This window comes from Micromonospora haikouensis (assembly GCF_900091595.1).
In the GTDB taxonomy this organism is placed as follows: Bacteria; Actinomycetota; Actinomycetes; order Mycobacteriales; family Micromonosporaceae; genus Micromonospora; species Micromonospora haikouensis.
This window is the reverse complement of sequence record NZ_FMCW01000046.1, coordinates 1-22,792: the sequence shown is the minus strand read 5'-3', so window position 1 is coordinate 22,792 and position 22,792 is coordinate 1. Positions and strand designations below refer to the sequence as shown.

Annotated in this window: 26 protein-coding genes, 1 pseudogene and 2 riboswitches; of the genes and pseudogenes, 9 read left to right on the top strand and 18 right to left on the bottom strand. The window is 73.5% G+C overall.

Annotation, left to right across the window (positions count from 1 at the left end):
• Positions 1 to 489: 489 nt before the first annotated feature.
• The gene (locus GA0070558_RS30330; protein ID WP_091286246.1) at positions 490 to 1,497 is read left to right on the top strand and encodes a tyrosine-type recombinase/integrase; all 1,008 of its coding nucleotides are present in this window, start codon (positions 490 to 492) and stop codon (positions 1,495 to 1,497) included.
• A 26-nt stretch (positions 1,498 to 1,523) separates the two neighbouring features.
• A riboswitch (ZMP/ZTP riboswitch) is annotated at positions 1,524 to 1,600 on the top strand.
• Positions 1,601 to 1,614: 14 nt separating this feature from the next.
• Positions 1,615 to 2,481, top strand: a pseudogene (locus GA0070558_RS30325) (bifunctional 5,10-methylenetetrahydrofolate dehydrogenase/5,10-methenyltetrahydrofolate cyclohydrolase).
• Here the strand turns inward: GA0070558_RS30325 and GA0070558_RS30320 are convergent.
• Together GA0070558_RS30320 and GA0070558_RS30315 are read right to left on the bottom strand one after the other, a co-directional pair.
• Positions 2,478 to 3,257, bottom strand: a complete 780-nt coding sequence (locus GA0070558_RS30320) for an endonuclease/exonuclease/phosphatase family protein (protein WP_091286242.1) — start codon at positions 3,255 to 3,257, stop codon at positions 2,478 to 2,480. The pseudogene GA0070558_RS30325 and the gene GA0070558_RS30320 overlap by 4 nt on opposite strands.
• Before the next feature lie 176 nt (positions 3,258 to 3,433).
• Positions 3,434 to 4,045: a malonic semialdehyde reductase gene (locus GA0070558_RS30315; RefSeq protein WP_091286239.1), complete on the bottom strand. Its 612-nt coding sequence runs from the start codon at positions 4,043 to 4,045 to the stop codon at positions 3,434 to 3,436.
• A gap of 98 nt (positions 4,046 to 4,143) precedes the next feature.
• Here GA0070558_RS30315 and GA0070558_RS30310 point away from each other — a divergent pair, with 98 nt between their 5' ends.
• Together GA0070558_RS30310 and GA0070558_RS30305 are read left to right on the top strand one after the other, a co-directional pair.
• Positions 4,144 to 4,494, top strand: a complete 351-nt coding sequence (locus GA0070558_RS30310) for a winged helix-turn-helix transcriptional regulator (protein WP_043969645.1) — start codon at positions 4,144 to 4,146, stop codon at positions 4,492 to 4,494.
• An 8-nt stretch (positions 4,495 to 4,502) separates the two neighbouring features.
• Positions 4,503 to 5,273: a GNAT family N-acetyltransferase gene (locus GA0070558_RS30305; protein WP_091286287.1), complete on the top strand. Its 771-nt coding sequence runs from the start codon at positions 4,503 to 4,505 to the stop codon at positions 5,271 to 5,273.
• Positions 5,274 to 5,356: 83 nt separating this feature from the next.
• Here the strand turns inward: GA0070558_RS30305 and def are convergent, their stop codons facing one another.
• A complete protein-coding gene (def, locus tag GA0070558_RS30300; protein WP_077940314.1) occupies positions 5,357 to 5,860 on the bottom strand; it encodes a peptide deformylase in 504 nt (167 codons plus the stop codon).
• Between the two features lie 9 nt (positions 5,861 to 5,869).
• Positions 5,870 to 7,039: a chorismate-binding protein gene (locus tag GA0070558_RS30295; RefSeq protein ID WP_091286235.1), complete on the bottom strand. Its 1,170-nt coding sequence runs from the start codon at positions 7,037 to 7,039 to the stop codon at positions 5,870 to 5,872.
• 147 nt (positions 7,040 to 7,186) lie between these two features.
• Here GA0070558_RS30295 and GA0070558_RS30290 point away from each other — a divergent pair, with 147 nt between their 5' ends.
• On the top strand, positions 7,187 to 7,387 hold the full coding sequence (locus tag GA0070558_RS30290; RefSeq protein ID WP_074476393.1) for a DUF5999 family protein: 201 nt from the start codon (positions 7,187 to 7,189) through the stop codon (positions 7,385 to 7,387).
• A 165-nt stretch (positions 7,388 to 7,552) separates the two neighbouring features.
• Here the strand turns inward: GA0070558_RS30290 and gcvP are convergent, their stop codons facing one another.
• The 14 genes from gcvP to GA0070558_RS30220 all read right to left on the bottom strand — a co-directional run bounded on the left by gcvP (position 7,553) and on the right by GA0070558_RS30220 (position 20,669).
• Entirely contained in the window at positions 7,553 to 10,375 is a 2,823-nt protein-coding gene (gcvP, locus tag GA0070558_RS30285; RefSeq protein ID WP_091286232.1) for an aminomethyl-transferring glycine dehydrogenase, read from the bottom strand.
• A 76-nt stretch (positions 10,376 to 10,451) separates the two neighbouring features.
• A riboswitch (glycine riboswitch) is annotated at positions 10,452 to 10,550 on the bottom strand.
• Between the two features lie 58 nt (positions 10,551 to 10,608).
• Entirely contained in the window at positions 10,609 to 11,484 is an 876-nt protein-coding gene (locus GA0070558_RS30280) for an NAD-dependent protein deacetylase (protein WP_439709655.1), read from the bottom strand.
• A gap of 94 nt (positions 11,485 to 11,578) precedes the next feature.
• A complete protein-coding gene (locus tag GA0070558_RS30275) occupies positions 11,579 to 12,163 on the bottom strand; it encodes a MerR family transcriptional regulator (RefSeq protein ID WP_043969120.1) in 585 nt (194 codons plus the stop codon).
• 195 nt (positions 12,164 to 12,358) lie between these two features.
• On the bottom strand, positions 12,359 to 12,826 hold the full coding sequence (locus GA0070558_RS30270) for a bifunctional nuclease family protein (RefSeq protein ID WP_043969119.1): 468 nt from the start codon (positions 12,824 to 12,826) through the stop codon (positions 12,359 to 12,361).
• A 224-nt stretch (positions 12,827 to 13,050) separates the two neighbouring features.
• Positions 13,051 to 13,755 carry a transcriptional regulator FtsR gene (gene ftsR, locus GA0070558_RS30265; protein WP_176734447.1) on the bottom strand — a complete coding sequence of 235 codons (705 nt, stop codon included), beginning with the start codon at positions 13,753 to 13,755 and terminating at the stop codon, positions 13,051 to 13,053.
• 50 nt (positions 13,756 to 13,805) lie between these two features.
• Entirely contained in the window at positions 13,806 to 14,258 is a 453-nt protein-coding gene (gene odhI / locus GA0070558_RS30260) for an oxoglutarate dehydrogenase inhibitor Odhl (protein ID WP_007071101.1), read from the bottom strand.
• 210 nt (positions 14,259 to 14,468) lie between these two features.
• Positions 14,469 to 14,849, bottom strand: a complete 381-nt coding sequence (gene gcvH / locus GA0070558_RS30255; RefSeq protein ID WP_043969117.1) for a glycine cleavage system protein GcvH — start codon at positions 14,847 to 14,849, stop codon at positions 14,469 to 14,471.
• A gap of 65 nt (positions 14,850 to 14,914) precedes the next feature.
• On the bottom strand, positions 14,915 to 15,868 hold the full coding sequence (locus GA0070558_RS30250) for a DUF881 domain-containing protein (protein WP_091286222.1): 954 nt from the start codon (positions 15,866 to 15,868) through the stop codon (positions 14,915 to 14,917).
• Positions 15,869 to 15,878: 10 nt separating this feature from the next.
• Positions 15,879 to 16,211: a small basic family protein gene (locus tag GA0070558_RS30245; protein WP_007071104.1), complete on the bottom strand. Its 333-nt coding sequence runs from the start codon at positions 16,209 to 16,211 to the stop codon at positions 15,879 to 15,881.
• Positions 16,208 to 17,149: a DUF881 domain-containing protein gene (locus GA0070558_RS30240; protein ID WP_091286219.1), complete on the bottom strand. Its 942-nt coding sequence runs from the start codon at positions 17,147 to 17,149 to the stop codon at positions 16,208 to 16,210. Before GA0070558_RS30240 ends, GA0070558_RS30245 begins: the two co-directional genes overlap by 4 nt.
• A complete protein-coding gene (clsA, locus tag GA0070558_RS30235) occupies positions 17,146 to 17,796 on the bottom strand; it encodes a cardiolipin synthase ClsA (RefSeq protein WP_439709654.1) in 651 nt (216 codons plus the stop codon). Before clsA ends, GA0070558_RS30240 begins: the two co-directional genes overlap by 4 nt.
• Before the next feature lie 308 nt (positions 17,797 to 18,104).
• A complete protein-coding gene (locus GA0070558_RS30230; RefSeq protein WP_091286216.1) occupies positions 18,105 to 18,572 on the bottom strand; it encodes a MarR family transcriptional regulator in 468 nt (155 codons plus the stop codon).
• A 40-nt stretch (positions 18,573 to 18,612) separates the two neighbouring features.
• The gene (locus GA0070558_RS30225; protein WP_043969642.1) at positions 18,613 to 19,800 is read right to left on the bottom strand and encodes a PP2C family protein-serine/threonine phosphatase; all 1,188 of its coding nucleotides are present in this window, start codon (positions 19,798 to 19,800) and stop codon (positions 18,613 to 18,615) included.
• 122 nt (positions 19,801 to 19,922) lie between these two features.
• The gene (locus GA0070558_RS30220; protein WP_091286213.1) at positions 19,923 to 20,669 is read right to left on the bottom strand and encodes an SAM-dependent methyltransferase; all 747 of its coding nucleotides are present in this window, start codon (positions 20,667 to 20,669) and stop codon (positions 19,923 to 19,925) included.
• 125 nt (positions 20,670 to 20,794) lie between these two features.
• On the opposite strand from GA0070558_RS30220, the gene GA0070558_RS30215 reads away from it, so the two are divergent.
• The 4 genes from GA0070558_RS30215 to GA0070558_RS30200 form a co-directional block, all read left to right on the top strand.
• Complete coding sequence (locus tag GA0070558_RS30215; protein ID WP_091286209.1) at positions 20,795 to 21,676, top strand: universal stress protein; 882 nt, start codon at positions 20,795 to 20,797, stop codon at positions 21,674 to 21,676.
• Between the two features lie 82 nt (positions 21,677 to 21,758).
• On the top strand, positions 21,759 to 21,968 hold the full coding sequence (locus GA0070558_RS30210; protein WP_043969110.1) for a hypothetical protein: 210 nt from the start codon (positions 21,759 to 21,761) through the stop codon (positions 21,966 to 21,968).
• Positions 21,965 to 22,444, top strand: coding sequence for a hypothetical protein (locus GA0070558_RS30205; RefSeq protein WP_091286205.1), 480 nt, complete (start codon positions 21,965 to 21,967; stop codon positions 22,442 to 22,444). The genes GA0070558_RS30210 and GA0070558_RS30205 overlap by 4 nt, the downstream gene beginning before the upstream one ends.
• 128 nt (positions 22,445 to 22,572) lie before the next feature.
• A partial coding sequence (locus GA0070558_RS30200) for a transposase domain-containing protein (RefSeq protein WP_176734446.1) occupies positions 22,573 to 22,792 on the top strand: 220 nt, incomplete at its 3' end.

The following is a 22,792-nucleotide window of genomic DNA, read 5'->3' as shown; positions in this document are numbered from 1 at the left end:
GCCCGCATCACGGACGTGACGGCGGGCGCACAGGTCGACAGCGGGTGCATCGGACCAGCATAGGTTGATCATCAGGGGGAAGCCAGCACGGCCCGGCAGTGATTCGATAATTTACATTATGTCAAGTTGACCGGTCGGGGGCTCCTCCGAGAGGGGTCGATCCCTGTGCCGGGCGGCCGGCTGGTAGCCGCCGCCCTGCCCCCGCCCGTGGCCGCCGCCGGTCGCCCCGTCCCGCGCCCGGTCGCCGTCGGCGGCGCCCACCCTGGCCCGGTGATCATCCTCGCCGGGTCACCTGCAGGACCGGCCGCTGCGTCCCGGCCCGCCATCCAGGCCCGGCGGAGACGTCTTCGTGGCCCGCGCGGGTCGGGACCGACCGACGCCTCCGGCAGCGCCAACGCCGGTTCCCGTGTGGGCCAGGCCGGGCAGGTCGTCCCGCTCCCCTCTCGCGGCGGGTCGCCGTGAACCCGAGAATCATGCATAATATCCCTTATGCATGACAAACAGGACGAATCAGTGACGAGCCTCGTCGAGGAGTTCCTGACCGCCCTGGCGACGCGCAAGCCGTCCCCGCACACCCTCGCGGCGTACCGGCGGGACCTGCGGGCGGTGGCGGCGCTGGCAGCGGAGGTCGTCACCCCGGCCCTGCCGCCCGAGGCGCTGCCCGTCGCCGCCCTCTCCCCCAGGGTCATACGGGCCGCGTTCGCCCGGTTCGCCGCGCCCCGCGCGGTGGCGTCGGTGCACCGTGCCTGGTCGACGTGGAACAGCTTCTTCTCGTTCCTGGTGGCGGAGGGCGTGGTGGCGGGCAACCCGATGCCGGCGGTGGGCCGTCCCCGCGCCCCGCTCCCCCAGCCCAAGCCGCTGCGCGGTGAGGACACCCCGGAGCAGCTGCTCGCGGCGGTGTCCCGGGAGGACGGTCGGCAGCGTGATCCGTGGCCGGAGCGGGACGTGGCGGTGTTGGCGTTGGCGCTGTGTGCGGGGCTGCGCCTGTCGGAGCTGTTGGCGCTGCGGGTGGCGTCGCTGGCGGGGCGGCCGGGTGAGCGTCGGGTGGAGGTGGCGGGCAAGGGGGGTCGGCCGCGGGTGGTGCCGGTCGAGCCGGAGCTGGACGGGGTGCTGGTGGCGTACCTGGACAGCCGGGCGCGGCGGTTCGGGTCGCGGTCGGTGCGGCCGGAGTCGCCGTTGCTGGTGGATCGGCAGGGTGAGCCGTTGCGGCGGGGTGGGTTGCAGTATCTGGTGGAGTCCTGTTATCGGCGGGCGGGGGTGGCCGATCGGGTGCCGCGGGGGGCGCGGTTGCACGCGTTGCGGCACACGTTCGCGACGCGGTTGGCGGAGGACGGGGCGAGCGCGGCGGAGATCATGCGGTTGTTGGGGCATGCGTCGTTGGCGTCGTCGCAGACGTATATCGAGGTGACGGCGGGTCAGCAGCGGGCGGCGGTGCGGTCGAATCGTACGAATCGGGTGTTGGGGGGGTTGGTGGCGGCGCGGGGGGACGTGGGGTGAGGGGTGGGTGGGGCAGGATGGGGTGGTACGCGACTGGCGGCACCGGGGATGGGTTTGACCATCGGGGAGCTCGTCGTGGGGGTCGTCCGCCTGGGCCCCTGCGGGCGGGGTGGTGTCATGTCCTCTTCGATGGATTCCGTGGGTGCGGCTCGGTTGTTGCCGGGTGGGCCGGTGGCGGATCGGGTGTTGGGTGAGGTGGCGGCGGAGGTCGTCGCGTTGCGGGCGGCGGGGGTGACGCCGTCGGTGACGACGATGCGAGTGTCGGGTATATCCGGATCAAGCAGCGGCTGGCGGCGGAGTTGGGGTTCGTGTCGCCGCATGTGCGGTTGCCGGCGTCGGCGTCGCAGGTGGATCTGCATCGGGTGATCGAGGATTTCAATGCCGACCGTGGGGTGCACGGGGTGTTGGTGCAGCATCCGGTTCCGGGTGGGCTGGATTACGGGCGGGCGTTGCAGGTGCTGGATCCGGACAAGGATGTGGATGGGATGCATCCGGTGAGTCTGGGGCGGTTGGCGTTGGGGTTGCCGGGGCCGGTGCCGTGTACGCCGGCGGGGATCGAGGCGTTGTTGGCGTTTCACGGGGTGTCGGTGGCGGGTCGGGAGGTGGTGGTGCTGGGTCGGGGTGCGACGTTGGGGCGGCCGTTGGCGATGTTTGTTGGCGCAGAAGCGGGCGACGGCGAATGCGGCGGTGACGGTGGTGCACACGGGGGTGGCGGATTGGCCGCGGTTTGCGCGTCGGGCGGAGGTGTTGGTGGCGGCTGCGGGGGTGCCGGGGATCGTGCGGCCGGAGCATGTGCGGCCGGGTGCGGTGGTGGTGGGTGGTGGGGTGCGGTATGCGGGGCGGCGGTTGTTGCCGGATGTGGATCCGTCGTGTGCGCGGGTGGCGGGGGCGATCACGCCGCGGGTGGGTGGGGTGGGTCCGACGACGGTGGCGATGTTGTTTCGTAATGCGGTGGGGGCGGTGCGGCGGGCGGTGGGTGGTTAGCCGAGGTCGACGAGGAGGGGGCGGTGGTCGGAGATGGTGGAGAGGGGGGTGGCGGTGGCGGTGACGGGTGGTAGTCGGTGGCGGAGGTGGCGGTCGGCGAGGATGTGGTCGAGTTGGATGCGGGGGTGGGTGGCGGGGTAGGTGGGGCGGCGGGCGAGGGGGGTCCAGCCGGAGATGAGGCGGGCGGGGGTGGCGGGGAGGTTGAGGTCGCCGAGCAGGATGCGGGGGGCGGGTAGGGCGCGGAGTGCGCGGACGGTGTGGCGGAGTTGGTGGGCGTTCCAGCCGGGGACGAAGGAGAGGTGGGTGGCGGCGACGGTGATGTCGCCGTGGGGGGTGTCGAGGACGGCGGCGAGGACGACGCGGGGTTCGTCCTGTAGGAGGAGGAGGCCGCCCTCGGGTCCGGGGATGTAGACGGGTGAGCGGACGGGGGCGGGTTTGAGGCGGGTGACCTGCCAGGTGCGTACGGGGTGGCGGGTGATGAGGCCGATGCCGTAGCGGGGTTCGCCGTGTCCGTCGTCGTCGTGGCGGAGGGGGCGGAAGTGTTCGCCGGGGGTGCCGACGAGGGCGGCGGCGAAGCGGTGTTCGGGTGCGTGGAGGGCGTGGGCGGCGATGGTGGTGAGGTCGTGGTTGCCGCTGCGGGTTTGGTCGCGGTCGACTTCTTGGAGGGCGAGGACGTCGGCGTCGAGGGCGGCGACGGCGGCGGTGAGTCGGTGTGGGTCGACGAGTCCGTCGGTGAGGGATCGGCCGTGGAGCAGGTTGAAGGTGGCCAGGCGCACTCTGTGCAGCCTACGTGGGTGAGGGGAGGGTGGTGGGGTGCTGAGAGTGTTGGTGTGTTCGATGGTGGTGTTCGTGGTGGTGGGTTGGGTGGGTGTGTGGTTGCGGCGGCGTCGGGGGTTGTGAGGGTGGTGCCGGGCCGGCGTGCGGTGGGTGCGCGCCGGCCCGGTGGGGTGGGTCAGGCGTGGCGGACGACGTCGTCGTAGTCGAGGCGGGGCAGGCGGGGGAACCAGGCGTCGGGGCCGGGCTTGCCGATGTTGACGACGAGCAGGGAGCGCCAGCTGCTGTCGGTGAAGAATTCGTGGTCGACGCCGGCGGCGTCGAAGCCGGCCATGGGTCCGGCGGCGAGGCCGGCGGCGCGGACGGCGAGGAGCCAGTAGGCGATCTGCAGGGTGGCGTTGAAGCGGGCCATGGTGTCGCGGGCGGCGGGGTCGGCGGCGAGGCCGTCGCGCAGTTCGGGGCGGATGGGGAAGACGCGGGGGATGTGGTCGTGGAAGTCGGTGTCGGCGGCGAGGACGGCGACGACGGGGGCGTTGGCGGTCTTGGTGCGGTTGCCGTCGGCCATGTGGTTGAGGAGGCGGTCGCGGGCGTCGCCGGGGCGGATGTAGAGGACGCGGAGGGGTTGGGTGTTGGCGGCGGTGGGTGGGTACTTGGCGAGGTCGAAGATGGCGCGCAGGTGTTCGTCGGTGACGGGTTCGTCGGTGAAGGTGTTGGCGGTGCGGGCGTCGGTGAAGAGTTGGGCTTGGGCGTCGGGGTGGAGGGTGATCAGGGGCGTGGTCGTGTCGGTCATGGTGTCCTCCGGTTCGTGGGGTTGTTGCTGCGCCTACGGTAGCAGCTAGCTTTTTCGAAGCTGCTGTGGTCGTGGTGGATGCCACGTATCCTGGGGTCATGACGCTGCGCTCCCCCGCCGACGAGGCTCCCCGTGTGTGTGACCGGGGTCTGACGCGGGCGTTCGCGTTCCTGGGTAAGCGGTGGAACGGGGTGTTGCTGGGGACGCTGGGGCTGGGGCCGGCGGGGTTCGCGGAGTTGGCGCGGGCGTTGCCGGGGATCAGCGAGTCGGTGTTGTCGGACCGGTTGGGTGAGTTGGTGCGGGTGGGGTTGGTCAGTCGCACGGTGCGGGAGGGTCCGCCGGTGGGGGTCAGTTACGAGCTGACGGAGCGGGGTGCGGCGGTGTTGCCGGCGTTGGACGCGTTGGCGCGGTGGGCGCACGAGAATCTGCCGGCCGAGGGGTGCCGCTGAGCGGGTTGGTGCGTGCCGAGCACGACCGTGGGTTGTTGGGTCGGCTGCTGGGTCGGGATCCGGCGTTGCACGCGTACGAGTTGGGTGATCTCGACGACTTCTTCTGGCCGTACACGTCGTGGTTTCGTCGTGGTGGGCAGGTGGCGTTGCTGTATCACGGTGCGGTGCCGCCGACGCTGTTGGCGTTGGCCGGGCCGGGTGGGCGGGCGGAGTTGGCGGGGCTGGTGGCGGATCTGACGCCGGTGTTGCCGGCGCGGCTGCACGCGCATCTGTCGCCGGGTCTGGTGGCGGCGGTGGGTGGCGGGTTCGACGTCGGTGGTGGTGTGGGGCACGTGAAGATGGCGTTGACGGATCGGGCCCGGTTGGCGGGGGTGGTGGCCGAGGGGCGGCCGTTGACGGTGGCGGACCTGCCGGAGTTGCGGGGTCTGTACGCGGTGGCGTATCCGGGGAACTGGTTCGACGCGCGGATGCTCGACACGGGCCGGTACGTGGGGGTGCGTCGGGGTGGTGCGCTGGTCGCGGTGGCGGGGGTGCACGTGTATTCGCCGACGTGGCAGGTGGCGGCGTTGGGGAACGTGACGACGCATCCGGGGTTTCGGGGGCGGGGGTTGGGTGCGGCGGTGGTGGCGGCGTTGTGTGGGCGGTTGGTCGGTGAGGTGGAGCATGTGACGTTGAACGTGCGGGGTGACAACGTGGCGGCGTTGCGCCTGTACCGGGGGTTGGGGTTCACGGTGGTGGCGGAGTACGGGGAGTACACGTTGACGGCCCGGTTGGGCTGAGGGCGCTGCGGTCGGTCATCGACAACGCCGCGATGATGCTCCGCCCGGTCGCGGTTCGCGGGTGGCGCCGGTGTGTCGACTGGTCAGCGGCGGGGCGTGTCGAAGCGGCCGGCGCGGATTTCGCGCAGGGCCTTGCGTCGGGTGTCGCCGCGCAGGGTGTCGACGTAGAGGCGGCCGTGGAGGTGGTCGGTCTCGTGTTGCAGGGCGCGGGCGAGGAATCCGCTGCCGGAGATGGTGAGTGGTTCGCCGTGCTGGTCGAAGCCGTGTGCGGTGGCGTGCAGGGCGCGGGGGGTCGGGAAGTAGAGGCCGGGGATGGACAGGCAGCCCTCGTCGTCGTCCTGGGTGTCGTCGGACAGTTCCAGGGTGGGGTTGATCATGTGGCCGCGGTGGCCGTCGGCGTCGTAGACGAAGACCTGGGCGGGTACGCCGATCTGGTTGGCGGCGACGCCGGCGCGGCCGGGGGCGCCGAGGAGGGTGTCCATGAGGTCGGTGACCAGGGCGCGGAGGTCGGCGTCGAAGGTGGTGACCGGCTCGCAGGCGGCGCGTAGCACCGGGTCGCCGATGATCCGGATGGGCCGCATCGTCATGTGGTCAGGTTATCGGTTGGTGAGGGCGGCGCGGACGGGGTGGGCCTTGGCGGCGGCTTCGGCGACTTCGGCGTCGGGGTCGCTGTCCCAGGTGATGCCGCCGCCGGCCCAGGTGTGCAGGTGGTGGGCGTCGGCGGCGGCGGTGCGGATGGTGAGGCCGAGGTCGAGGTGGCCGGGGGCGATCCAGCCGAGGGCGCCCATGGCGGCGCCGCGGCCGACGGGTTCGCAGGTGGCGATGACGTCGCAGGCGGCGAGTTTGGGTGCGCCGGTGACGGAGCCGCCGGGGCAGATGGCGTGGAGCAGGTCGGCGAGGCCGAGGCCGTCGGCGGGGGCGGCGGAGACGGTGGATTCGGCCTGCCACAGGTCGCACCAGCGGCGTACGGCGAACAGTTCGTCGACGGTGACGGTGCCGGTGGCGGCGACGCGGGCGAGGTCGTTGCGTTCCAGGTCGACGATCATGATGTGTTCGGCGCGTTCCTTGGCGGAGGTGAGCAGTTCGGTGTGGCCGGCGGGGGTGGCGGGGCGGGTGCCTTTGATGGGGCGGGTGACGAGGCGGCCGGCTTCGACGGCGATGAGGGTTTCCGGGGAGGCGCAGCCGATGGCCCAGCCGGGGCCGTGCAGGGTGCCGCCGTAGCGGGCGCCGGGTAGGCGGGCGAGTCGGGCGAGGGCGGGGTGGGGGTTGCCGGTGTAGGGGGCGGCGGCGTGGCCGACGAGGTTGGTCTGGTAGACGTCGCCGCGGCCGATGGCGGCGCGGACGGCGGTGACGGCGGCGGCGTGTTGGTGGGGGGTCCAGCTGGGGGTCCAGTCGCCGACCCACCAGGTGGTGTCGGGTGGTGGTGGTCCGGTGGGGTCGGTTGCGGTGTGGTCGTAGACGATGATGGCGAGGTCGGGCAGGGCGGGGGCGGGGGTGGGTGCGCCGGGTGCGGCGGCGGTCATGGTGGCGGCTGCGGCGGCGGAGAGATAGAGGGCGGCGCCGCAGGGGCCGTCGGGGCGGTGGGTGGCGGGGCGGGTGAGGTCGTCGGCGCCGAGGCCGTGGGCGGTGAGGAAGTCCTGGGCGAGGGCGGCGGGGTCGCCGCCGTCGGTGAGGCGCCATTCGAGGCGGTCGCGTTCGGCGAGGCGGTCGCGGCAGTGCGCGGGGGCGGCGGGGGCGTCGACCCGCCTCAGTGGGAGCGCTTCCACGCCGTCCGGCCCATTCCGCCTCGTCCGTTCAGTGGATTTCCGGGCAACATGGCGTGAACCTGCTCGATGCGGCTCACTGTCGCTTGGTACTGTGCGTCACTGGTCATGTGAACCATGACACAGTGCCCCCACAGTCCGGAGAACCCGATGTGCCAGCACCAACCCACCTGCCCCTCCGCCGAAGCGACCGACCGGGAAGCCGCCCGGATCCTCGCCTGCTTCCCTGAGCAGGGCTGGAGCCTGCTCTGCAACGGTGTCATCGTCTTCGAGGACACCGGCGAGCTCCTTCCCGACGGCAGCACCATCGCCCCCCACCGCGGCCCCGCCCGACACGCCCTCGTGGCCTGACCGTTCACCCAGCGTCAACCTGACGCACACGTCGACCTCAGGCTAGTCCCCGCTGTCGGGGCCGCCCTCCCCAGGTCGACGCACCGGCCGGGGCGGCCACGTGCACCGCCCCGGCGTCGCGCGCAGGTCCTCGAACCGCGCCACTGCCCCGCGCGCCCGCGGCGCTCAGTCCTCGAACGCCTCCGGCGCCGGACACGAGCAGACCAGGTTCCGGTCGCCGTACGCGCCGTCGACGCGCCGCACCGGCGGCCAGTACTTCCCGGCCCGGTCCACGCCCACCGGGTAGCCACCCACCGACCGCGGATACGGGTGCGGCCACTCGTCGGCCGACACCATCGCCGCCGTGTGCGGCGCGTTGGCCAGGGGGTTGTCGCCGGCCGGCCACCGCCCCGACGCCACCGCGTCGATCTCCGCCCGGATGGCGATCATGGCGTCGCAGAACCGGTCCAGCTCGGCCAGGTCCTCGCTCTCGGTCGGCTCCACCATCAGCGTTCCCGCCACCGGGAACGACATCGTCGGCGCGTGGAACCCGTAGTCGATGAGCCGCTTGGCCACGTCGTCGACGCTGATCCCCGCAGCCTTCGTCACCGGCCGCAGGTCCAGGATGCACTCGTGCGCCACCAGGCCCTTGTTGCCCGCGTACAGCACCGGGAAGTGCTCCCGCAGCCGCGCCGCCACGTAGTTCGCGGCGAGCACCGCCACCCCCGTGGCCCGGGTCAGGCCCGCCGCGCCCATCATCCGCAGGTATGCCCACGGGATCGGCAGGATCCCCGCCGACCCGTACCGGGCGGCCGAGATCACCGGCCGGCCGTCGCCGCCGTCGCCGCACGGGTCGCCGGGCAGGAACGGGGCCAGGTGCTGCCGCACCGCCACCGGCCCCACCCCCGGCCCGCCGCCGCCGTGCGGAATGCAGAACGTCTTGTGCAGGTTGAGATGCGACACGTCCGCGCCGAACCGGCCCGGCTTGGCGAACCCGACGAGGGCGTTGAGGTTCGCCCCGTCGACGTACACCTGGCCGCCGGCGTCGTGGACCTTCGCGCACAACTGCGCGATGCCCGTCTCGTACACCCCGTGCGTCGACGGGTACGTCACCATGATCGCCGCGAGCGCGTCCCGGTGCTTGTCGATCTTCGCGTCGAGGTCGACCAGGTCGACGTTGCCGTCGTCGTCGCAGCCCACCACGACCACCCGCATCCCCGCCATCACCGCCGACGCGGCGTTCGTGCCGTGCGCCGACGACGGGATCAGGCACACGTCGCGGTGCCCCTGCCCCCGGTCGGCGTGGTAGGCGCGGATCGCCAGCAGCCCCGCCAGCTCCCCCTGCGACCCGGCGTTGGGCTGCACGCTGACCGCGTCGTAGCCGGTCACCTCCGCCAGCCACCCCTCCAGCTGGGCGATCAGCTCGCGGTAGCCGGCCGTCTGCGACGGCGGCGCGAACGGGTGCACGTGGGCGAACTCCGCCCAGCTCACCGGCTCCATCTCCGTGGTCGCGTTCAGCTTCATCGTGCACGAGCCCAGCGGGATCATGCCCCGGTCCAGGGCGTAGTCGAAGTCCGCCAGCCGCCGCAGGTAGCGCAGCATCGCCGTCTCGGAGCGGTGCGCGCCGAACACCGGGTGGGTCAGGAACGCCGACGCGCGCGCCAACCCCGCCGGCCACGCCGCGTCGACGGCGCCGTCGAACGCGGGCACCCCGAACGCCGCCCACACCGCCGCCAGGTGCGCCGCGGTAGTCGTCTCGTCGCACGAGACCCCCACCCGGTCGGCGTCGACCAGCCGCAGGTTCACCCCCCGCCGCTGCGCGTCGGCGACCACCTCAGCGGCGCGGCCCGGCACGGTCGCCACGACCGTGTCGAAGAACGCGACGTCCGCGACGCCCACCCCGCCCGCGCGCAACCCGGCCGCGAGCCGCGCCGCCATGGCGTGGGTACGCCGCGCGATCGCCCGCAGCCCGTCGGGGCCGTGGTAGACGGCGTACATGCCGGCCATCACCGCCAGGAGCACCTGCGCGGTGCAGATGTTGCTGGTCGCCCTCTCCCGCCGGATGTGCTGCTCGCGGGTCTGCAACGCCAGCCGGTACGCCGGGTTGCCGGCGGCGTCGCGGGACACCCCGACGAGCCGGCCGGGCAGCATCCGCTCCAGGCCGGCGCGCACCGCCAGGTAGCCGGCGTGCGGGCCGCCGAAGCCCATCGGCACCCCGAACCGTTGGGTGGTGCCGGCGGCGATGTCCGCGCCGATCTCCCCCGGCGCGCGCAGCAGCGTCAACGCCAGCAGGTCCGCCGCCACCGTCACCAGCGCACCGGCCGCGTGGGCCGCCCCGACCAGCGGCGTGTGGTCGCGTACGGCCCCCGACGCCCCCGGGTACTGCAGGTGCAGGCCGAAGAACTCCCCCGGCAGGTCGTCGGCGTCCAGGTCCACCACCCGCACCTCGATGCCCAACGGCTGCGCGCGGCTGGTGATCACGGCGACGGTCTGCGGCAACGCGTCGGCGTCGACCACGTACACACTGCTGCGGGACTTCGACGCCCGCCGGGCCAGGGTCATCGCCTCCGCCGCGGCCGTGGCCTCGTCGAGCATCGACGCGTTCGCCGTGGCCAGCCCCGTCAGGTCCGTCACCATCGTCTGGAAGTTCAGCAGCGCCTCCAGCCGGCCCTGGCTGATCTCCGGCTGGTACGGCGTGTACGCCGTGTACCAGGCCGGGTTCTCCAGCACGTTGCGGCGGATCACCGCCGGGGTGTGCGTGCCGTGGTACCCCAAGCCGATCATGGACACGGCGACGGTGTTGCGGCCGGCGATCTCGCGCAGCTGCGCGAGGGCGTCGTGTTCGCTGGCCGGCTCCGGCAGGTCCAGGGTGCCGTGCCAGCGGATCACCTCGGGGATCGCCGCGTCCATCAGCTCGTCGATCGAGTCGTAGCCGACGACGTCGAGCATGCGGCGCTCGTCGTCGCCGTCGGGGCCGATGTGGCGGGCGGCGAACTGCTCTGCGGTCATGGGCGGCGCTCCCCGGGGTGAGGTCGACAGGTCGGCCTCCCCCTGAGTCGCACCCCGGGCAGGGCGCTCCACAGTGCCTGCCCACGTGGTCCTTCTGCCTGAGAGGTTCCGGGGAGGAAGCTGCCCCTTCGGCGCCGCCCCGAACAGCTCGGGCGGTCTCTCCCACGCGGGGTACCGGCACCGACCACGCTACCAGCGCCACCGTTTCCGGCGGATGTCGTCCCCGGCGGGGATCACCCGCGCGTAACCGCAGCGTCGGCGCCCGACGCGGCCAGGGGCGCGCGGGGGGTGAGGCGGTCGGCGAGTTCCGGCAGCACCCCGCCCAGCGGGGCGTCCACGCGCACGGTGGCGTACCCGTCGCCCCGAGTGGGCCCCTGGTTGACGATCGCCACCGGAATGCCCTGTTTCGCCGCCCGGATCACGAACCGGCGCCCCGACATCACCGTCAACGACGAGCCGAGCACCAGCACCGCCCGGGCCCGCTGCACCAGGTCGAAACACGCGGCGACCCGCGCCGGCGGCACCGTCTCCCCGAAGAACACCACGTCCGGTTTCAGCATGCCGGTGCGACACCGCTCACAGTCCACCGGCCGGAACCGGGCCACCTGCGCGTCGGGCAGGTCCACGTCACCGTCCGGGTTGACCGCCGCCACCGCCGCCGAGAACCCCGGGTTCGCCTCCCGCAGCCGCCGGTCCAGCTCCTCGCGGGCGGTGCGGTCGCCGCAGTCGAGGCACACCACCGCGTCGAGACTCCCGTGCAGCTCCACCACCGGCGTCGACCCGGCGGCCGTGTGCAGACCGTCGACGTTCTGCGTGATCACCGCGTCGACGAGGCCGGCGTGCTGCAACCGGGCCACCGCGGCGTGCCCGTCGTTGGGCGCCGCCCGGGCGATCGTGCGCCACCCCAGGTGGCTGCGTGCCCAGTAGCGGCGCCGCGCCGCCGGGTCCCCGGTGAACGCCTGGAACGTCATCGGGGTGTGCCGGCGGGCCACGCCGCTGGGCCCCCGGTAGTCGGGGATGCCCGAGTCCGTCGACAGGCCGGCGCCGCTGAGCACCACGACACCACCGCCGGCGAGCAGGCCCGCCACCGCGTCGATCGTCTGCGTCACGTCGTCCATGCTGCCTCGGCGTGCGTCGCGTCGGCGACCGCCGGCCCCGTGACGCTGCTCGCCCCGCGGCGCGGGGCGCGAACCCGGGGCGGGGTCAGCCCGCCCGGCGGCGCGCCCGGCGGGCCGCCAACTCGTCCTGCACGGCGTCGTCGCCCGCCGCCCCCGGCGCCGGCTCGGCCGGCTCCGCCGGCAGGTGCGACAACGAACCCTCGATCTCCTTGAACGCGCCGCCGATGGCGATGCCGAACACGCCCTGGCCGCCCTGCAACAGGTCGACCACCTCCTCCGGCGAGCGGCACTCGTACACCGTCGTGCCGTCCGAGATCAGCGTGATCCCCGCCAGGTCGGCCACCCCACGCGAGCGCAGCGCCTCGATCGCCTTGCGGATGTTCTGCAACGACACCCCGGCGTCCAGCAGGCGCTTCACGACCTTCAACACCACCAGGTCGCGGAACGAGTACAACCGGGACGTCCCCGAACCCGAGGCGTCCCGCACGCTCGGCACCACCAGCGTCGTGCGCGCCCAGTAGTCCAGCTGCCGGTAGGTGATGCCCACCGCGTGGCACGCGGTCACACCCCGGTAGCCCACCGCACCGTCACCCTCAGTCGCCGGCCCCGCCGGCACCACACCCGTCTCCTGCGCTTGCGTGCCAGGCTCGGGATCTCGCGGCTCGTGCATCCGGACCAACCTCCCCGCCAGTGCGGTGACACGTCGCATCCGGGACGTGCACCCCTCGACACGGCAACCCTATAGCGCCCTTGAAGAGTTACCGCGCAGGAACGGTCGCGACACGCCGCGCAGCCACGGCAAAGATCACCGACACGCCGGCAAGTCACCCACAGTGACCACCATCCGGTGGGTCGGGAAACGCGGTCAGCCCGCGAAGTCCTCCGGACGCACCTGCTCCAGGAACTCGCGGAACTTCTCCACCTCGTCCTCCTGCTCGTCCGGGATCACGATCCCCGCCTCGGAGAGGACCTGCTCGGCACAACGAATCGGCGCACCGACCCGCAACGCCAACGCGATCGAATCACTCGGCCGCGCCGACACCCGCACCCCGTCGTCGCCGATCAGCAGGTCGGCGTAGAAGACGTTCTCCTTCAGCTCGGTGATCTCCACCGCCCGCAGCGGCGCCTGCAGCGCCGCCAGCACGTCCCGCAACAGATCGTGCGTCAACGGCCGGGCGGGCTTGACCCCCTGCTGCTCGTACGCGATCGCCGTCGCCTCCACCGCACCGATCCAGATCGGCAGGTAGCGATCCCCCTCGACCTCCCGCAGCAGGACGATCGGCTGGTTGCTGGGCAGCTCCACCCGAACCCCGACCACGCTCAGCTCGCGCACCGCCGCCTCCGTGTCGTTGTCACCTACGCCCGTACCGCGACCTTCCCTGCACGGTACACGGACCGCGACACGCACATCCCATGCGCTACCCGCACGCCCCGCGCCAGAGAAGGGGTTACCCCGGCAAGCCTACGACACGCCCCCGGAAGCCGACCCCGCCCACCGCGCCCGCCGAACGCCGCGCGGCCCGGGCGTTGGCCCGGGCCGCGCGCACCACCCCAGGGTCACCGACCCAACGTCGAGCGCAGGCCCACGCGCACCAACGCCGCGTGCAACTGCTGGGACAACGCCACCAACTCCCGCGCCGTCTCCGCCGCCCGCGCCCGCGCCGCCGGGTCGCTCTGCCGCACCAACGGCGCCACCAACTGCGCGAACAAACCCACCTCCCGGTCCGCCGCCGTCCGGTAACCCCGCAGGTGCCGAGGCTCCAGCCCGTACGCCGCCAGACCCGCCACCGCCCGCGCGATGATCAACGCGTCCCCGTCGTACCAACCCGGCGGATCGGACACCAACACCCCGAGCCGCTCCAACTCGCCCAACGTCGACTCGTCGATCCCGCTGCGCGCGACCAGGTCGGACCGACCCAACCGCACCTGGGCCGAATCCACCGGCTGATCCGCCGGCGCGGAACGACCGGGCACCTCACCGCCCGGGCCCACCGCCACCAGCGTCGGCCGCGACGGCGCCGGCCCGTCCTCCGCGTCCCACTGCGCCAACTGCTCACGGATCACCCGCAACGGCAGGTACTGGTCACGCTGCGCGGTCAGCACGAACCGCAACCGCGCCACGTCGTCCCAGCTGTACTTCCGGTAGCCCGCAGCGGTGCGCTGCGGCTCGACGAGACCCTCGGCCTCCAGGAACCGCAACTTCGAAATCGTGACGTCGGGAAACTCCACCCGCAACTGCCCCAGCACCTCGCCGATGCTCATCAGCGGTTGTGCGCGGGCCGCACCGGGCGGCGTCGAAGCCGCAGGCTCGTTCACCCCCGGCCGGCCTCCTCCTCCGGGCGCGGACCGGCGATGAACACTACTCGGAACTTGCCGATCTGCACCTCGTCACCGTTGCTCAACGTGGCCGCCTCGACCCGCTCCCGGTTGACGTAGGTGCCGTTGAGGCTGCCCACGTCCCGCACCGTGAACGTCCCGCCGTCCCGGTGGAACTCCGCGTGCCGACGCGACACGGTCACATCGTCCAGGAAGATGTCACTGTCCGGATGCCGGCCACTCGTCGTCACGTCGTGATCCAGCAGGAACCGGGCGCCCGCGTTCGGGCCCCGACGAACCACCAGCAGCGCCATACCCGGCGGCAACGAACCGGACATCCGGCTCGGCACCACATCGGTGTCCGGCCCCTCCAGCACTTCGTCGAGCGAACCGAGATTGAGCGTCGAAGTGACGTCGAGCGGGGGGAACTCGTCGTCTGGCCGCGTCATGGGACCACCTCACGGATCTGTTTCGCGTCGGCGTCGGGTGATTCGGGTCTGGCCGCCGGGCAGCACACCCGGCGGCTGGCTCCCCGTGCCCGGAAAGGCAATTCCGCAACGCTCAACTTATGGGTTCTCGGTCGACTGGGCGAGCCTAGCCAGCGCCGAAATGCAGGGCAACCGGACGCGCGGCACGAACACCACACGCCCAACGGGCACTCAGCTCTCGGTGAGCTCGCGGTAAGCCCCGGCGGTCAGCAGCCCGTCCACCGCCGCCGGATCACCCGGCGTGATCTCCACCAGCCAACCCGCACCGTACGGATCAGAGTTGATCACCTCCGGAGTGTCCACCAACGCCTCGTTCCGCGCCGCCACGACCCCGCTCACCGGGGCGTAGATCTCGGACACGCTCTTGGTCGACTCGATCTCACCCAACGAGTCGCCCGCGGCCACCTCCGCGCCCTCCTCGGGCAACTGGACGAAGACGATGTCACCCAACGCGTCCTGTGCGAAGTGCGTGATGCCGACCCGGACAGCGCCCGAACCGTCACCCGCCACCCACTCGTGCTCAGCGGTATACCGCAGATCCTCGGGAATCACCAGACGCGTCCTTCATCGTCGTGCCGACCAGTGGTGCGCCGGCGGACCGGCGCGGGCCGCACCGGTCAGGAGACCGGACGGGCGTGCTCCAACTTCACGGGCGCGTGCAGCGCCGACACGTCGGCGACCTCACGATCCTCGACGATCACGTTACCGCCGTCACCGGCGACCGACGCGGCCACCCCGCCCGGAATCTTCAACGCCGTCGCCATCGTCGTCGGATCACCGATCACCGTGATCGTGATCGGACCCGACAACCGGCGTCCGTCGACCACCAGATCCCCGCCCGAGCCGTCCAGGAAGTACGTCGAGGCGATGATCCGCACCGGCGCGCCGTCGCCGCCCGAGATCTGCATCGCCTCCGCGCCCGCACCCCGCAGCTCCTGCACCGCGTCCAGCACCCGGTACGCCGAGATCGGCTTCGACCCGGCCTCGAAGCGCACGCTCAACCCCGGCCCCCGCGCCGGCAGCGTCCCCGCCAGGATGCCCAGCTCGTCGGCCCGCCGCGTCGCCTCCTGCAGCGCCGCCTGCCGCCCCTGCTCACCCGAGCGTAACTGCCGCTGGCTCTCCTCCAACGCCTCGATGTCCTGGCGCAGCCGCTTCTCCCGCGAATCCAGATCCGAGAAGATCCGCACCAGGTCCTCCTGGCGGGTCGCCGCCGACGTCGGATCCGTCGACGTCGTGCGCAACTGCACCACCAGGGTGAACCCCAACAGGCCCAGCAACAACGCGATCATCGCCCCGGCCGACGTGAAGCGCCGCGCCACCGCGGCCGGCCCCGCCGGCGGGGTCTGCTCCGCGCCCGCCGGCGCGGTCACCGACGAAAGGTCCACCGTCACCGCGTCGCCGGCATCCGGCTCGTCCGGCGGCGACTGGCGGCCCGGCGGCTCACCCTGCGGCGAAAGCGGCGACATCTCGTCGGAATCGGGTGCCCCCGGCCGCGGGTCCGGCCCGGTGGGCCGGCCCGGAACCGCCGGCTGCGGCCATCCCGTGCCCGTCTCGGACTGCTCCTCGCTCATCGCCTCGAGCCTACGCCCGGAACAGGTGGCGACGGATCGCCGCCACGTTGCCGAAGATCCGCACCCCGAGCACCACCACCACGCCGGTGGACAACTGCCCACCCACGCCCAACTGGTCACCCAGATACACGATCAGACCCGCCACCAGCACGTTCGAGATGAACGACACCACGAACTGCTTGTCGTCGAAGATCCGGTCCAGCTTCGCCCGCACCCCGCCGAACACCGCGTCCAACGCCGCCACCACCGCGATCGGCAGATACGGCTGCAACGCCGCGGGAACCGTGGGATCGAGGTACACCCCGAGCACCACCCCGGCGAGCAACGCCAGCACCGCGATCATCGGCCACCTCCGGAAGGACTGGGAGACGAACCAGAGCCGGACGGCTCAGGACCGGACGAACCCTCGACGCCCGAACCCGACACGGACGGGCTCGGACTGACCGAAGGCTCGGCGTAGCGTAGCCGTGGCTCCGGCGCCGCCGGCAGGGTGAGGTCCTCCACCTCCCGGACCTGGAACGACAGCCCGACCGAGTTCACCAGCTCCCGCATCAGGAACGCGGCCCGGCTGTCGTCGAACCGGTCCCGCAGCGAGCCCGGCCCGATCGCCGACACCTCGTACGGCCCGGTCACCGGCCGGAAGTCCACCAGGATCGCCGCGCCCGCCGACCGGATCGTCGACGTCGCCGTCAGCCGTTGGCCGTTGATCGCCACCGCCTCCGCGCCCGCCGCCCACAGGTCGTTGGCCACCTTCTGCAGATCCGTGTACAACACCTGCGGCGGCCCGCCCGCGGAGCCGGTCACCGTCCCGTCGTCCTTCGGTGGCGCGTCCGCCAGCCGCACCACCACGCCGTCGCCGCGCACCCGCCCCAGGCCGGTGCCCGCCTCCAGCCGCCGCAACCGCGACGCCTGCGATCCGCTGAGCGCCGCGTCCCGCTGCCGGCCGACCTCCTCCCGCAGCCGGTCGGCCCGGGCCGCCATCTCGTCGGTCTCCGCCTCGCGCTCCTTGATCTGCGCCACCAGGTCCGCCCGCGCCTTGCTGCGCCCCGGCTCCTCCGCCATCGTCTGCCGGTACGCCACCGCGAACAGGAACCCCAACGCCACGAGCACCACCAGGCTGACCGACCGCGCCGACCGGCCGCGCCACCCCGACGGCGGCGCGTCCCGGCGCCGGGACGCCGCGTCGGCGTACCCCGGGTCCAGCGGGTTGCGGAACAGCTCGGTGAGGAAGTCCGGCGCGTACACCCGGGCCGCCGGGCCGTCGCCCTGCGGGGCGGTCACGCCGCCGCCCCCGCCGCCGGGGACCGCACCGCCCGCACCAGCCGCGCCGCCTGCAGCACGTAGAGCGCACCGGCCGCCCAGTACAGCACCAGACCCCACCAGGCCAGCCCCCAGCCGACCGCCCCGGCCATCGTCGCCGTGACCGCCGACGTGGCGTGCGCCAGCAACAGGATCGGGAAGGCGGCCAGCAGCAGGAACGTGGCGGTCTTGCCGACGTAGTGCACCGGCGGCGGGCCGTACCCGTGCCGGCGCAGCACCCCCAGCGACCCCAGCAGCAGCAGCTCCCGGGCCAGCAGCGCCACGGTGAACTGCCAGGGCACCACCTCGCGGTCGGTGAACGCCAGCAGGGTCGCCAGGATGTAGAGCCGGTCGGCCAGCGGGTCCAGCAGCTCGCCCAGCCGGCTGACCTGCCGCAGGCGGCGGGCGATCCAGCCGTCGACCCAGTCCGTGGTGCCCCCGAGCGCCAGGACCACCACCGCGGCGACGTCGGCGTGGGCGACCAGCAGCAGATAGAGGAATAGCGGCACGCCGAGCAGCCGGACGAAGCTGATCAGGTTGGGCAGGGTGAGGACGCGGTCCCCGGTCGGCGCGGCGTGCGGGCCGTGGGTCTCATCCGGGGGTGGGCCCCCCGCCGGCCGACGCGACACCGAACCTCCCTCCGCAGCACGGTCCGGCGCCCGGGACGGGCGCTGCGGAGGGACGTGCGCGTTGCCGGGCCGGCCGCCGCCGGCACCCTCGGATCCCGGGCTGGGACCTCCCCTGGTGCGGCCCCCGATCGCAGGATCAGGGGCCGGTGAGTTGCGCTGCCACTATATCGGGCCTGGTTCCGGCTCCCGGCGGCCCGCGTTCGCCTCGCCGGGGCGGCCGCGTCAATGTGGCTCAGCTCACGTCGCGCCGGTCGTCGCGGCGCGACCACCCCGCGGCCGATCATGCCGCAGCGCGGGCCGGGGCACGGTCAGGCCGTCCGGGCGCCCGGCTCGGGTTGGGCCACCGCCGGCGCCGGGGCCGCCGCCTGGCCGAACGCCAGCAGCGCCAACAGCAGCTCGTGCTGCGTACGCGACGGCATCCGCTCCAGCACCGCCCGGACCGCCCGGTGCCGGCGCTCGGTGAGCTCCCGCAGCAGCGCCTCGGCCGCCGCCGTCGGCACCAGCCGCACCTCCCGCCGGTCCCGCGGGTCGGCGACCCGGCGCAGCAGCCCGATCGCCTCCAACCGGTCACACAGCCGGCTCGCCGACGACGGCACCACGTCGAGCAGCTCGGCGAGGCGGTTCACGTTGGTGCGGGGGCGGGCGCTGATCAGCGACAGCACCCGCAGCTGCGTGGGTGAGACCGTCATCTGGTGGCGGGAGCCCGTGGGGTCGACCACGCGCACGAGCGCCTCGGCTGCGGCGTCGATCGCCGCGGCGAGATCCGGTTGCTCCACCCGACGTCCCCTGCGATGTCCGTGTCCCGCTACCGCCCCGTCACCGCGCCCCGCCGCCCGGACCGCCGGCCCGGCCGCGCCAGTCGAGGCAGACGACCACCGCGTCGTCGCGCAGATCGGCGTCGGCGTGGTAGGACTGCAGCCCGCGCATCACCGTACCAACTGCCTCGGTCGCCGGCTGCAAGCGCGTCGCGCGCATCGAGCGCGCCATGGCCCGCTCGCCGTACGGTTCGCCGCCGTCCGGCGCCGCCGCGTACACGCCGTCGCTGACCACGAAGAGCCGGTCGCCCGGTTCGACGGTGAACTCCTGCACCTCGTAGCGGGTCTCGGCGAACATGCCCAGCGGCAACTGCTGCTCCAGCGGCACCCGCTGCACCGAGCCGCCCCGCAGCCGCAGCACGTGGGGCGAGCCCGCGTCCACCGCGCGGACCCGGCCGTCGGTGGCGTCCAGCTCCAGCAGCAGCGTCGCCACGTGCCGCTCGCCGCGGTGCTGGAAGAAGACGGTGTCCGAGGCCAGTTCGGCCTGCTCGACCAGGCCGCCGCCGGAGCGGCGGGCGTTGCGCATCGCGTTGACCGCCACCGCCGTCAGCAGCGACGCCGACAGGCCGGTGCCCGCGCCGTTGAGCACGGTCAGCGCGAGCCGGTCGCCGTCGACGGACCAGTCGAAGTGGTCGCCGCCCACGGTGTAGGCCGGCTCCAGCTGCCCGGCCAGCAGGAACGCGCCGTGCGTGACGCTACGGCCCGGCAGCAGGTCCCACTGCATCTCGGCGGCCATGCTCAGCCGCTCGCGGCGGCGGGCCCGGCGGTACCGGTCGGTCCCCCGGTCGGCGGCGCGCAGCGCCAGCGCCAGCTCACCGGCGATGTCCCGGGCCGCCTCCACGGTCGACGCGGCCGGGGTGGCCGGCAGCTCGACCAGGAGCACGCCGAGGCGCTCGCCCCACACGGTCAGCGGCAGGTAGACCCGGCAGCGGCCGTCGTCGCCGCCGTCGAGGACCGGCTGCTGGCTGCTGAAGCAGCGCTGCGCCACGCCGTGGCAGGCGAGGAACCCGGCGTCGGGCAGGTCCGGGTCCAGCACCGGCCACAGGCCGCTGATGCGGTAGTCGGCGACGAACACGTCGGTGCGGGACGCGCCGAGAGCAGCGCGGATGGCCCGGTCGGCGGCCTCCGCCAACCGGTCGGGCGGCGCCTCGCGCAGCGCGCGGGACACCGTTCCGGACGCCTCCGGCATGATCACCCTCCGACAACTCTTGCTGTAGGGCAAGCATCATACGGAGGGCTCCGGCCAGCCGGCGGGCACGGTCACCCCGAGCCCCGTCGGGCGCGTCACCGGGAGCTGTGGGAGCCGCCGTCTCAGTCGGCGTGCCGGACGGCGAGCCCGCCGTGGAAGGCGTCGGGCAGGTCCGCCGGCGGGCCGTCGGGACGCCACCGGGCCACCGGGACGATGCCTTCCGGCGCCGGCGTCCACCGGCCGAGAAGCGGACCGAACGCCGTGGGCGCCCGCATCCGGAACGTCGGGCCCATCATCGCCAGGGCCTGCGGATACGCCGCCAACTCCTCGCTGTCGAAGTCCACGGCGAGGAGGCTGCCGGGGGCGGTGGCCGCGTACAGGTCGTCGAGGGTGCGCCGCAGCGTCGCGTCGTCGAGGAACGCCGCGAGGCCGAGGAAGACCACGCCGACCGGGCGGCTGCCCCACCCCGGCACGAACCGGTGCAGCAGCGCCGGGTCGATCGTGGTGAGGTCGGTGGCGTCGCCGAAGCCGTAGCCGGCCCGGTCGCTGCCGGCCAGGATCCGCTGCCCGATGCCGACGGTGACCGGGTCCACGTCGGTGTAGAGCACCGTCGCCTGCGGCGCCGCCTCGTGCACGTTGCCGCGGGTGGGCACGCCCGCGCCGAAGACCAGGAAGGCGTCCACCCCGGCGGCGGCGATCGCCCGCACGGCCCGGCCGAGGAACGCCCGCAGGTCGCGAAACAGCGGGGCGCACGGCCCGTACGCCCCCTCGAAGGCCCGGGCCGCCGTCACGTCGACCGGGAGGTGGTGCTCCCCGCCGAGCCAGAAGTCGATCATGCGGGCGGTGCTCGGCTGCGCGGCGTCGTCCATCGGCGTCCTTTCCTGCGGAGATGTCCGGTCACCGTATCGGCCCCCGGGGCGTGGGCGGTATCGCCTCGGCGACGGCCGGCGGGCCGCGATACTGACCGCGGGCGCACGGCGAAGGAGGTACGACGGTGAACGCGGCCAACGGCGCGGCGGTGGTGGTCGGCGTGGACGGCTCGCCGTCGTCCCTGCGGGCCGTGGGGCTCGCCGCCGCTGAAGCGGCCCGCAGGGACCGACCGCTGCGGGTGGTGCACGGTTTCATCTGGCCGCTACTGCGGGTGCCGCTCGGCCCGGCGGCCGGCGCCCCGTCCGGCGCCGGGCTGCGCCAGCAGGCCGAACAGCTCGTGGCCGACGCCGTCGCCGAGGCCGAGAAAGCCGCGCCGGACGTCCGGGTCACCGGGGAGATCATCGACGGTGAGGCGGCGGCCGTGCTGGTCGGCGAGTCTCCCACCGCCGCGCTGGTCGTCGTCGGCGACCGGGGGCTGGGCGGGTTCGCGACGCTGGTGCTCGGCTCGGTGGCGGTGCAGGTCGCCGCGTACGCCGACTGTCCCGTGCTCGTGGCGCGCGGCGCGGCGCGCCCCGGCGGGCCGGTCGTGGTCGGGGTGGACGGCTCCGCGCTGTCGCGGGCGGCCGTGGAGTTCGCCGCCGAGGCTGCGGCGGCGCGCGGCGTCGCACTGCGCGCGGTGCACGCCTACCGGCACCCCGCCTCCGCCGGGCCCGGCGACATGCAGCCCCTCGTGTACGACGAGGACCGCCTGCGCGGCGAGGAACAGCGGGTGCTGGGCGACTCCCTGGCCGGTCTCGGCGAACGCTGGCCGCAGGTGCCCGTCGAGGCGCAGGTGGTGCGCAGGCGGCCCGTCGCGGCGCTCACCGACGCCTCTCGCGACGCCCAACTGCTGGTGGTCGGCGGGCGCGGCCACGGCGAGTTCACCGGCCTGCTCCTCGGCTCGGTCAGCCACGCCGTGCTGCACCGCGCCGGCTGCCCCGTCGCCGTGGTGCGCGCGCCGGCCTGAGCGGCGGCCGGGGGACGGTTGGCCGTGGCGCAGGCGGGTAGACGACCTGCGCCAACGGCCCCACCACCGCGAGGAGGCGGCGATGCCAGGACCACGACCGGGCAGCAACGCGTACGACAAGGAGCGGGCGCGGCTGCGCGACCTGATCGAGAACTCCGGACGGGCGGCCGACTCCGAGGCCAACCAGGTCGCCAACCGGATCCTGCAGGACGACCGGGGACAACGCGGCATCGTGCGGGGCGAACGGACGTACGGCCCGAAGGGCGAACGCGAACCGGGCGACCCGAAGTGAACCGGACGCCACTGGTCGACGGGGCCGTCGCCGGCGCGGTCGGCAGCGTCGCGCTCAACGCGGTCAGCTACGTCGACATGGTGCTGCGCGCCCGACCGGCGAGCAGCACCCCCGAGGAGAGCGCCCGGCGCGTGGCCGGGCTGGCGCACGTGGACCTGGGACCCGAGGACCGGGCGGCCAACCGCCGCGCGGGCCTCGGGCCCCTGCTCGGGTACGGGCTGGGCATCGCCGCCGGCGCGGCGTTCGCCGTGCTGGTCGCGCGGCGGCGCACCCCGCCCCTGCCGGTGGCGGTCCTGCTGCTCGGCGGAGGCGTGATGGCCGTCTCCGACGCGTCGATGACGGCGCTGGGGGTGACCGACCCGCGTCGGTGGAGCCGCACCGACTGGCTGTCGGACGTCGTGCCGCACCTGGCGTACGGGATGGCGGCCGCAGCCACCTGGAACCGGCTGTGGCCGCCCTCGTCGCGGCGGGGCTAGTCGCAATGCCGGGTAGTTAAGCGTGGTGGTGGCTGGTCAAGGGGGCGTGTCGGTGGGGATGCAGGCAGCGGGACTCCGGTAGAGAGGTACGTCCGCCAAGACATGCCTCACCGTTGGGAGTCCCGCTGTTGGTCCAGTCTGTCATTGCGCGTGTGGTGCGGGTCGCGGCAGGTCCGTTCGCGCCGGGTCATCTGGGTGAGCTGACGCGGCAGGTGCCGTTCGAGATGGTTGATGCGGTCCTGGCTCAGACGTGTTGTCTTCAGCGGCGGGTGCGGGATCTGCCCTCGCGGGTGGTGGTGTATCTGTTGCTCGCGGGCTGTTTGTTCGCCGAGTTCGGGTATCGGCAGG